This window comes from Thermodesulfovibrionales bacterium (genome assembly GCA_026417875.1).
Lineage (GTDB): Bacteria > Nitrospirota > Thermodesulfovibrionia > Thermodesulfovibrionales > CALJEL01 > CALJEL01.
Map to the genome: position 1 here is coordinate 1 of JAOACK010000066.1, position 9446 is coordinate 9446.

10 protein-coding genes, 1 tRNA gene and 1 other RNA gene are annotated in these 9446 nt (G+C 40.7%); 2 read left to right on the plus strand and 10 right to left on the minus strand.

What is annotated here, in order from left to right; genetic code table 11:
* Positions 1–563: hypothetical protein (locus N2257_09545; GenBank protein ID MCX7794629.1), on the minus strand; the 563-nt coding region annotated here is incomplete at its 3' end.
* 407 nt (positions 564–970) lie between these two features.
* Here N2257_09545 and larC point away from each other — a divergent pair.
* Positions 971–2128, plus strand: a complete 1158-nt coding sequence (gene larC / locus N2257_09550; GenBank protein ID MCX7794630.1) for a nickel pincer cofactor biosynthesis protein LarC — start codon at positions 971–973, stop codon at positions 2126–2128.
* On the opposite strand, the gene N2257_09555 is transcribed toward larC, so the two are convergent.
* The 8 genes from N2257_09555 to N2257_09590 all read right to left on the minus strand — a co-directional run bounded on the left by N2257_09555 (position 2100) and on the right by N2257_09590 (position 7291).
* Entirely contained in the window at positions 2100–2513 is a 414-nt protein-coding gene (locus tag N2257_09555) for a hypothetical protein (GenBank protein MCX7794631.1), read from the minus strand. The two genes, larC and N2257_09555, sit on opposite strands and share 29 nt — an antisense overlap.
* A 1-nt stretch (position 2514) precedes the next feature.
* Entirely contained in the window at positions 2515–3306 is a 792-nt protein-coding gene (locus N2257_09560; GenBank protein ID MCX7794632.1) for a TIGR00282 family metallophosphoesterase, read from the minus strand.
* Positions 3296–4864, minus strand: coding sequence for a ribonuclease Y (gene rny / locus N2257_09565; GenBank protein MCX7794633.1), 1569 nt, complete (start codon positions 4862–4864; stop codon positions 3296–3298). The genes N2257_09560 and rny overlap by 11 nt, the downstream gene beginning before the upstream one ends.
* Complete coding sequence (locus N2257_09570; GenBank protein ID MCX7794634.1) at positions 4854–6122, minus strand: replication-associated recombination protein A; 1269 nt, start codon at positions 6120–6122, stop codon at positions 4854–4856. Before N2257_09570 ends, rny begins: the two co-directional genes overlap by 11 nt.
* Before the next feature lie 163 nt (positions 6123–6285).
* A non-coding RNA gene (gene ssrS, locus N2257_09575) (6S RNA) lies at positions 6286–6470 on the minus strand.
* A 40-nt stretch (positions 6471–6510) separates the two neighbouring features.
* Positions 6511–6587 (minus strand) — tRNA-Pro (locus N2257_09580).
* 25 nt (positions 6588–6612) lie between these two features.
* Positions 6613–6993, minus strand: a complete 381-nt coding sequence (locus N2257_09585) for a MerR family transcriptional regulator (protein MCX7794635.1) — start codon at positions 6991–6993, stop codon at positions 6613–6615.
* A 7-nt stretch (positions 6994–7000) separates the two neighbouring features.
* Positions 7001–7291, minus strand: a complete 291-nt coding sequence (locus tag N2257_09590) for an integration host factor subunit alpha (protein ID MCX7794636.1) — start codon at positions 7289–7291, stop codon at positions 7001–7003.
* A 168-nt stretch (positions 7292–7459) separates the two neighbouring features.
* Between N2257_09590 and N2257_09595 the strand changes: the two genes are divergently transcribed.
* A complete protein-coding gene (locus tag N2257_09595; protein MCX7794637.1) occupies positions 7460–8569 on the plus strand; it encodes an SAM-dependent methyltransferase in 1110 nt (369 codons plus the stop codon).
* On the opposite strand, the gene N2257_09600 is transcribed toward N2257_09595, so the two are convergent.
* A complete protein-coding gene (locus N2257_09600; protein ID MCX7794638.1) occupies positions 8544–9311 on the minus strand; it encodes a sugar phosphate isomerase/epimerase in 768 nt (255 codons plus the stop codon). The two genes, N2257_09595 and N2257_09600, sit on opposite strands and share 26 nt — an antisense overlap.
* Between the last annotated feature and the right edge of the window lie 135 nt (positions 9312–9446).

Sequence of the window (9446 nt, forward strand, 5' to 3'; positions counted from 1 at the left end):
TATGTGGCTCTTGCAGCACTCTGTGAAAGTGTTGTCGCTTCATCCCAGTAACCAACCCAGTCACTTCCTTCTCTTGTTCCATTATAGGTTGTCTCAAAGAATGGGTCAAACATGCTGTGGCAGAGATCACAGGATACACCATCAAAATCTGTCCTGTTCATCATTGAGCCATTTGTAGGGTCGGACCTTCCTCCCAGCCATCCATCTGGCATGTGGCATCTCAGGCAGATGTCTGTTGCATTTGGTCTGCCTATTGCCCAGATGGAATCCTGTGCTGCAGTTGTAAGACATGACCAGAACATAAAGTCCCTTCCTGCTTGTGCCATCATAGAGCCCATCCAGTTAAAAGCTGGCTCAACAGCTGGATTATAACCACCATGACAATTAAGGCATCTCGTAGAAGGCTCTACATCAGACATGTTTTCCGGTGGCGGTTGTGTACCTGGCATTCTAACAAGCGGATCATCTTTCACAGGCATAGGTGTCCAGGCACTTGCAGAATATAGTCCGATTAAGCTGAAAGAGATTAGCAAAATCAAAAAGACCCAAAATCGTTTTTTCATACTACACCTCCTTTTCTCCTCCTTACCTCCTTATTCTTTATTTTCATGTATAGTTCTAAAAAGCTATTAGAGCATTCCTACTTTAGGGTATTAGAATATAAATGTCATGTCAATGGTAAGTCTTGCCTTTTTATATGCTGATTTTGCTTTCTATAAAATAATTTCATAAAAAAATAATTAAAACAAATCTTGTTATACATTTTTATATTTCTCAACTTAAATATGGATTATCAACTTCAAAAGGAAAAATGCATGTTACTTTCTTAAATGGATTTAGTAAAAATATTATCCAAAATATGCTACAATTTAAAAATGAATAAAAGGTCAGTAAAGCGACCTGGCAATATCTTAAAATATACTCACCAGAAAGACCCTTAATCATATTTTTCAGGGAGAATGATGCCCCAGTGATTGCCTTTATTGATTGTTTCTCTGGTATAAGTGGAGATATGCTTCTTGGAGCTCTGATTGATGCTGGAGCCCCTCCAGAGGAGCTGATAAAGGGCATACCTCTAAATGTTGAGCTGAAGATTAAAAAAATAGAACGGGCCGGCATAAGGGCAAGTAGTGTAAAACTTGAGTTTGAAAGAAAGGGAATATACAGTATTAAGGATTTTAAAAAACTCCTTTCAGAATCAGAGATACCTGAGGCACTCAGAACCAAAGCGGAAAGGATTATTGAAAACCTATTTCTTGCAGAGGCAAAGGTTCACGGACTTAAACCAGAAGACGTTCACCTCCATGAACTGGGTTCACCTGATACCCTTATAGATATAATCGGTACATTGAGAGGTATTGAGTTTCTTGGAATTAAAAAATTATTCTGCTCCTCAGTAAATGTTGGAAGGGGGGTTATAAGAACGGCTCATGGAATCCTTCCTGTTCCTGCACCTGCAACCCTTGAGCTCCTTAAGGGATTTTCAATTATATCTCAGGGTCCAGAGGCTGAACTCACCACACCAACTGGAGCAGCCTTACTTAAGGATCTGGCAGAACCATCTGCCATACCTTTAATGAGAATCATCAAGACAGGATATGGAGCAGGCTCAAGGGATTTCAAGGACTGGCCAAATATACTGAGACTCATCATCGGAGAGCCTGAAAATATGAACAGGGAATTACTCTATATTATAGAGACCAGTATAGATGATATGAATCCGCAGCTCTATGATAATCTCCTGGACCAGCTTCTTTGTAGCGGTGCCCTTGATGTTTACATAGAGAATATCATAATGAAAAAATCAAGACCCGGGCAGAAGATCTCTGTACTCTGCAGGGAAGAGCAAATACCAGTCATTACAGATATCATTTTTAAAGAAACCACCACCCTTGGCCTCAGAATAATGAGGGTTGAAAGAATCAGCCTTCCAAGAAAGATTGAGGAATTCAGTTCAAGTCTTGGAAGGGTGAGGGTTAAGATTGCTGAGTTTAAAGGGATAAGAAAGTTTTCTCCTGAATATGAGGACATAAAGGCAATCGCAAAAGAAAAGGGATTATCACTCTTTGATGTTAGTGAGAAGATAAAAAAAGAGATTGCTAATAAATACTCTGCTCCATTACTCTGATATGTTCCTGTCTAAGACCACCTATTACTACAGTTATTAATCCACCCTTTTTTATGACACCTTTGTTATTAGGGAAAACAATGTAAGAAAAGGGTATTTGTTTTGAACCACCGAAAAGTCTCGGAGGTCTCTCGACAAATATAATCTCTCCTGTAAGTTCATCAACTATGTAAGTCTCTTTTGGATTAAGAGGTCTTGTCTTTATATCACCGCATATCCTGTACTTCACCTCAACTACCCGACCAGATGCAACCAGGATAGCCTCTTTTACCTCCAGTCTTAATTCATGATATTCTCCCGAAGGTAAAGGACCCCTGGACACACAGGAAAAAAGGAATAGAAGAGAGAGCAAATATATAAATCTTAAACCTGATATCATCCTCATCCTATCCGCCTGTCAGATTGAGCCTCTGTATTGACCTTGCGAGACCTGTCTTTGTGTCTATGTCTATCAAAACTGCTGAAAGCACTGATCTTCCCTTTGCAACCTCAAATTTTTTTGGCATCTGGTAAAGAAATCGATCAATAATCTGGGGTATCTCTATACCTATTATTGAATCAACCGGTCCTGTCATGCCAACATCTGTTATATAGGCAGTTCCTTTTGGAAGTATCCTCTCATCTGCTGTCTGGACATGGGTATGAGTACCTATTACTGCGCTGACCATTCCGTCAAGATAATATCCTAACGCCATCTTCTCTGAGGTTGCTTCTGCATGAAAGTCAATGATTATTATTCTTGTTTCAGCCAGAATCCTCTCTATCTCTATAAGGCCTGTTCTGAAGGGACAGTCTACAGGGGTCATGAATACCCTTCCCTGAAGATTAACCACCCCTATCTTAAAGCCATTCAAGGTGTAAATAATACTACCATGTCCTGGCACACCAGCTGGATAATTAAAAGGTCTTAATATAAAGGGCTCTTTTGCAATGAAAGAGATATCCTCCTTCTTATCCCAGACATGATTGCCCGTGGTGATAACATTGATTTTTTGTTCAAAGAGTTCCTTTGCCACCTTTTCTGTAATTCCAAAGCCACCTGCAGCATTCTCGCCATTGGCAATAATAAAGTCTATTCTTAGTTTCTCAATAAGGCCCGGAAGGAGGGATTTAACAGCGTTCCTTCCAGGCCTTCCTACTATATCACCTATGAACAGAACCCTGAGATTATCTTGCATAGTCTACATACCTGGTCTCTCTTATGACTGTAACCTTTATCTGTCCGGGATAGGACATCTGGGACTCTATCCTTCTTGAAAGATCCCTTGCAATCATTGCACACTCCTCATCAGAGAGTTCCTCAGGTTTCACAATTATCCTTATCTCCCTTCCTGCCTGCATGGCATAACAGGCCTGAACACCTTTAAAGGACATTGCCATCTCCTCCAGCTGTTTTAACCTCTTTAGATAATTCTCTATGCTCTCCCTTCTTACTCCTGGCCTTGCAGCCGAAAGGGCATCTGCTGCCGCCACAAGGGCTGCCTCCACTGTCTCGGGATCTCCTTCACCATGGTGAACAAGGATGGCATTTATGACTGCCTGATCCTCTCCAAATTTTCTTGCCAGGTTCGCACCTATCTCCTGATGAGAACCATCCATCTCATGGTCAACAGCCTTGCCAATATCATGCAGGAGACCTGCCCTTTTAGCCAGTTTTGGCTCAACACCAAGTTCATAAGCCATCATCGAAGCAAGATAGGCAACCTCAAGGGAATGCTGAAGGACATTCTGGCCATAGGATGTCCTGTATTTCAGTCTTCCAATAATCTTTATGAGCTCAGGATGTATTCCACTCAGACCAAGTTCAAATACTGCCCTTTCACCTTCCTCCTTTATAATAGCATCAACCTCCCTTTTAACTTTCTCAACCACCTCTTCAATCCTTGCTGGATGGATCCTTCCGTCTGCTATCAATCTCTCAAGAGAAAGCCTCGCAATCTCTCTTCTTACAGGATCAAAGCAGGAAAGGGTTACTAACTCTGGTGTATCATCTATAATGAGGTCAACACCAGTTGCTGCTTCAAGAGCTCGTATATTTCTTCCCTCCCTTCCGATAATTCTTCCTTTCATCTCGTCACTTGGGAGGCTTACAGCAGTTACGGTCTCATCCGCCACATACTCACTTGCGTATCTCTGCACTGCAAAGCTGATTATCTCTTTCGCCTTTTTCTCTGCATTTTCTCTTGCCTCATCCTCAATCCTCTTTGCCAGCCTTGCTGCCTCAAGCCTCATCTCTTCTTCCACCCTTCTTAGAAATTCCTTTTTTGCCTCCTCCTCGCTCATACCTGTTATTCTTTCAAGTACACTCATCTGCTCTTTTATAAGAGCTTCATATTTTTTCTCTCTGTCAAGTAATTCCTTTTCCCTGTTCTGGAGCTCTCTTTCACGCTTTATTAGCTCCTGCTCTCTCCTTTCAATCTGCTCAAATCTTCTTTCAATTGATTCTTCCTTCTGTCTGAGCCTTCTCTCGAGATGATTGAGCTCGTGTCTCTTTTCTTTGAGCTCCCTCTCAGCCTCGACCCTGGCCTGATAGGTAATATTTTTTGCCTCAAGTTTTGCCTCTTTTCTTATGGCTTCTGATTCCTTTTTTGCCTCTTCAATCAACTTTTCTTTCTCATGCTCAAGAAGTGTCCTTTCTTTTTTTAAAGATTTTTTCAGGTAATTATAAAGTATCAGAGTGAAAGTAACGGCAACAGCTAATCCAGTAAACAGAGCAATCACTATTTCATGATTCATGCCTAGATCTCCTCCTTTCGAGTCTCTTTCTTATGACCCTTTCAAAACCCTCTTCAGAAGGTATGTAAAATATCTTCCGTAAGGGCATATAGGCCTGATTTACATAATGTCCCTCATAATCATGAGGGTATTTATAACCAGCACCTGCTCCAAGCCTTGATGCACCCTTATAATGACTATCTTTTAAATGAGAAGGGACAGGTTGAATGGCCCTGTTTTTTATATCTTCAAGGGCTGACTCAATAGCCAGATAGGATGCGTTACTCTTGGGAGCCTGTGCGACGTATATTGCTGCCTGAGAGAGTATAATCCTTGCCTCAGGCATCCCTATCCTTTCGGTAGCTTCCATTGCTGCCTGTGCAATTACAAGTGCCTGCGGATCAGCATTTCCCACATCCTCTGATGCACATATTACAATTCTTCTTGCAATGTAGAGGGGATCCTCACCTGCCTCAAGCATCTTGGCAAGCCAGTATATGGCTGCATCGGGATCAGAACCCCTCAAGCTCTTTATGAATGCTGAAATGGTGTCATAATGTTCCTGTTCATCATAATAGAGTGTTTTCTTCTGGACAGCCTCTTTTACATTTTCAGCAGTGATAATCCTTCTGCCATCCCTTTCATCACTTATGAAAAATGAAAGCTCCAGAATATTAAGTGCCTTTCTGGCATCACCCTGAGAGAGTGAAGCTATATATTTCAAAACCTCATCACTGCAGAAGACATTTTCTCCACCAAGCCCTCTTCTGTCAGAAAGGGCTCTCTTAAGGATAAGGATTATCTCCTCCTCATTCAATGGATAAAACTGAAATATCATTGATCTTGAAGAAAGGGCAGGTACAAGACTGAAAAAGGGATTATAGGTGGATGCACCTATTAGGATAATCTCACCGGATTCAACAGCAGGAAGAAGGGCATCCTGCTGGAGTTTGTTAAATCTGTGAATTTCGTCAATAAAAAGTATTGTCCTTATCTTTTTTGCTTCCTGAAGAGCATCCCTTATCTCCTTAATGCCTGATGTGACAGCGTTTATGGAGAGAAACTGAGAACTCGTTCTTCTTGCAATAATCCTTGCAAGACAGGTCTTACCTGTTCCAGGAGGGCCATAGAATATAACGGAAACAAGCCTGTCTTCTTCAATAAGCCTTCTTAATGGCTTTCCAGGAGCAAGAAGGTGTCTCTGTCCTACAAATTCCTCTATATCTTCAGGCTGCATCCTCCATGCAAGAGGCTGCCGCCCTGAAGTAAATAAATTCATATTTAGCCTCTTAAATTAAGATTATTTTCTCTCCCTTAAGGAGAGTCAGGCTGGTTATAACGGAGGGATTTTCTTAGGTTCCTAAAAGGTATACATTTTTTAAAAAATCTATATGAAAGGTCTTAAGACCCATATATATCAATAAACCCTCGCGACCAGCCCTCTTTATCCCACCCTGCGGTGTAGATGAAAAATTAGATCCCCTATTTAAACAGGTGGGTGCCTCTAAGGAGACTTCAGGCTTCCTCCTCCAGGAGGCATGCACACCGTACTCCTTTCTCTGGCTCCCTAAATAATCTAATTGCCGGATCAACTTTATCATCTCAATCACCTGCAGGGCAGGTAATATATTTTACCCTAATACAGTCTTTTTCTCAACATAAAAAATTGGTCGGGGCGACCCGATTTGAACGGGCGACCACTCGCACCCCAAGCGAGTGCGCTACCAGGCTGCGCCACGCCCCGAATCCTATATAACACTACCTGTAACCTAACCATTTAAAAGCTCAAGTATATTCTTGAGTTTTGATTTTATTTTCTTAAGTCTTTCTCTTGTCTCAGAGTCGTTGGTGTCCTTTTGAGGATTAGACTCACCACTTTTTTTTATAATACCAAATTTCTTTCTCACACCCTCTATCGTATATTTCTCCTCATAAAGCAGCTTCTTTATCGTAAATATAAGGTCTATCTCTCGTCTTGTATAAATTCTATGGCCTGAGCTGGATTTTCTTGGTCTTAAAAATGGAAACTCTGTTTCCCAGTATCTAAGGATATAGGGCTCAAGCCCTGTTATCCTGCTCACCTCACCTATCCTGTAAAAAAGCTTCTCGGAATAAGAAGTGTTATTGCTATGCTCAGGAACAAAGCTCATAAAATCCTCATTCAGACCTTGGTAAGACTTCTATCTCTTCCTTTAACTGAGAGCTTATCTTGAAGCTTATCACCCTTCTTGGCTTTATCTCAAGGGTAACACCTGTTTTCGGATTCCTGCCGACCCTTGAGCCCTTCTGTCTTACATTGAAGGTACCAAAGCCTGAAATCTTTATAGATTCTCCCTGACTGAATATCTCCTTCATTGTATCAAATACTAGCTCCACAAAATCATAGGCCTCCTTTCTGGTGAGACCTACCTTTTCACAGAGTGTATTAACGATCTCTGCCTTTGTCATATAACCTCCCTCTATCTGCTCAAAATCAAGACTTTAATCCCCTATGGAATCTCGCGTTCTTAAAGGACTTTTCTGAAAAGCTTTGATATTTAATTATATTTTGGCAGGGCAGGAAAGTCAACCCTTTATGCCCTTCCTTTAAGATTTTGGAATCGGATACCATATAATATGCTTAAAGAATTCATAATTGAGAAGATAAAAAGAGAAGGGCCTATCACCTTTGAAAACTTTATGGAGCTCTGTCTTTATCATCCAGAGCAGGGTTATTACATGCGCGCTGATGCAAAGATAGGTAGAGATGGTGACTTTTATACAGCACCCCATCTGCACAGGGCGTTTGGAGCTGCTGTGATGAGGCAGATAGAGGAATGCTGGAACATTATGGAAAGGCTGGAAGATTTCGTGATCCTTGAGATAGGTGGCGGGATGGGCTACCTTGCAAATGACATTCTTGATTATGCAGAGGGAAGGGAAATCTATTCAAAGCTTAAGTACTATCTTATTGAATTAAACTCATCACTCAAAAGAAAACAGAAAGATATACTTTATAAACATTTAGATAAGATAAGATGGTTTAATTCAGTCTCTGATATTGTTCCCTTTAAAGGTTGCATCCTGTCAAATGAACTCTTTGATTCATTCCCCGTCCATATAATTGAATCAACTGAAAATGGAATTAAAGAGATCTATGTAAATACTGACGGAGAGGATTTTTTTGAAATTAAAGGCGAACTGAGTGACGGTATAGAAGAATATATCAGGGATTTTTCCATAAATCTGCCCGAGGGTTTCAGAACAGAGGTTAATCTGAGGATAAAGGAGTGGTTAAGAATAATTTCAGGAATTTTAATAGAAGGATTTCTTATTACTATTGATTATGGCTATCCAGCCTGGCAGTATTATGGAGAGGACTATCCTCAGGGAACTCTTCAGTGCTATTACAGACATCTGAAATCAGACAATCCCTATATTCATATTGGAGAGCAGGACATAACAAGCCATGTAAATTTCAGCTCCCTTAAAAAATGGGGAGAGGAGCTTGGTTTTAAAAGTATAGGTTACACTTCACAGGGAAGGTTTATCGTCTCGATGGGAATTGATGAGATAATAAATGAACTCATAAAACCAGAGGATTATTCCTTTGAGATTCCTAAACTTAAATCACTCATTATGCCAGAGGGCATGGGAGAATCCCATAAGGTCATGATTCAGTATAAGGGTAAGGGCAATCCTCAATTAAGGGGGTTCAGGCTCAGGAATGAACTCCTGAAGCTCTGAATTCCTCAAGCCATTTAAGGCTTTTTAAGAAATGTTCGGGCTTATGAGCCTCTATTGTATAGATAAGGTCTCTATTACCAATAGTCTCAAAAAGCTCCATCATATTAAAAGTTCCCTCATCCACAGGATAATGCTGGTCTGCGGTTCTATCGTTATTATGAAGATGGAGTTCCTTTATATAAGGAAGAGTCTGAGAAAGCCACTCCTTGAGCGAGACCCTTGAAAAAAGATTGAAATGCCCTGTATCAAAACAGAGACCAAAATTGGGAGCATGAATCTGCTCCATAAGAAGTCTCAGATTTGTCGGCTCATCTTCAAAGATGTTCTCTATTAAAACAAGAAATCTATCCCCTACTCTATCAAGTATCTCCCTCCAGGTCCTGATGCTTCCCTCAAGCCATGGTTCTATCTTCAATCCGTATTTCCACTTTTCATACCCAGAATGGAAGACTACCGCTTTAACACTGAGTTTGCTCGCTATATCAACTATCTTTAAAAACCTTTCAATAGTAACCTTTCTAATTACAGAATCAACAGCACCTGGAGAAAGGTCCATAAAGGGGGCATGGATTGTGAGTTCAGGGACATAGTTGAGGCTATTTTTAAATGAAAGGATTTCACGCTCCTCTACATTATCAAGTATATGGGCACTGATATAGACCTCTAAATTAATCTCATATTTATTGAGCAGTTCTCTGTGTAGACTTATCTTTTCGTAAGGAATATGGGCATGAGGTCCCATAGAAGACCTCATGCCTTGGTGTCAGCTGTTTGGCTGGAGCTTTTCTCAGATTTACCTGAAGAACCATTTCCTCCATTATCTGAATTCTTCCTCGCATAATCTGTAATATACCATCCCTGTCTCTTATACACATCT

What these genes read in the sequence shown, in the direction of transcription:
- N2257_09555 (MCX7794631.1), bottom strand. Translation starts at nt 2,513, where the DNA reads ATGAGGATGATATCAGGTTTAAGATTTATATATTTGCTCTCTCTTCTA.
- N2257_09560 (MCX7794632.1), bottom strand. Translation starts at nt 3,306, where the DNA reads ATGCAAGATAATCTCAGGGTTCTGTTCATAGGTGATATAGTAGGAAGG.
- rny (MCX7794633.1), bottom strand. Translation starts at nt 4,864, where the DNA reads ATGAATCATGAAATAGTGATTGCTCTGTTTACTGGATTAGCTGTTGCC.
- N2257_09570 (MCX7794634.1), bottom strand. Translation starts at nt 6,122, where the DNA reads ATGAATTTATTTACTTCAGGGCGGCAGCCTCTTGCATGGAGGATGCAG.
- N2257_09585 (MCX7794635.1), bottom strand. Translation starts at nt 6,993, where the DNA reads ATGAGCTTTGTTCCTGAGCATAGCAATAACACTTCTTATTCCGAGAAG.
- N2257_09590 (MCX7794636.1), bottom strand. Translation starts at nt 7,291, where the DNA reads ATGACAAAGGCAGAGATCGTTAATACACTCTGTGAAAAGGTAGGTCTC.
- N2257_09595 (MCX7794637.1), top strand. Translation starts at nt 7,460, where the DNA reads ATGCTTAAAGAATTCATAATTGAGAAGATAAAAAGAGAAGGGCCTATC.
- N2257_09600 (MCX7794638.1), bottom strand. Translation starts at nt 9,311, where the DNA reads ATGGGACCTCATGCCCATATTCCTTACGAAAAGATAAGTCTACACAGA.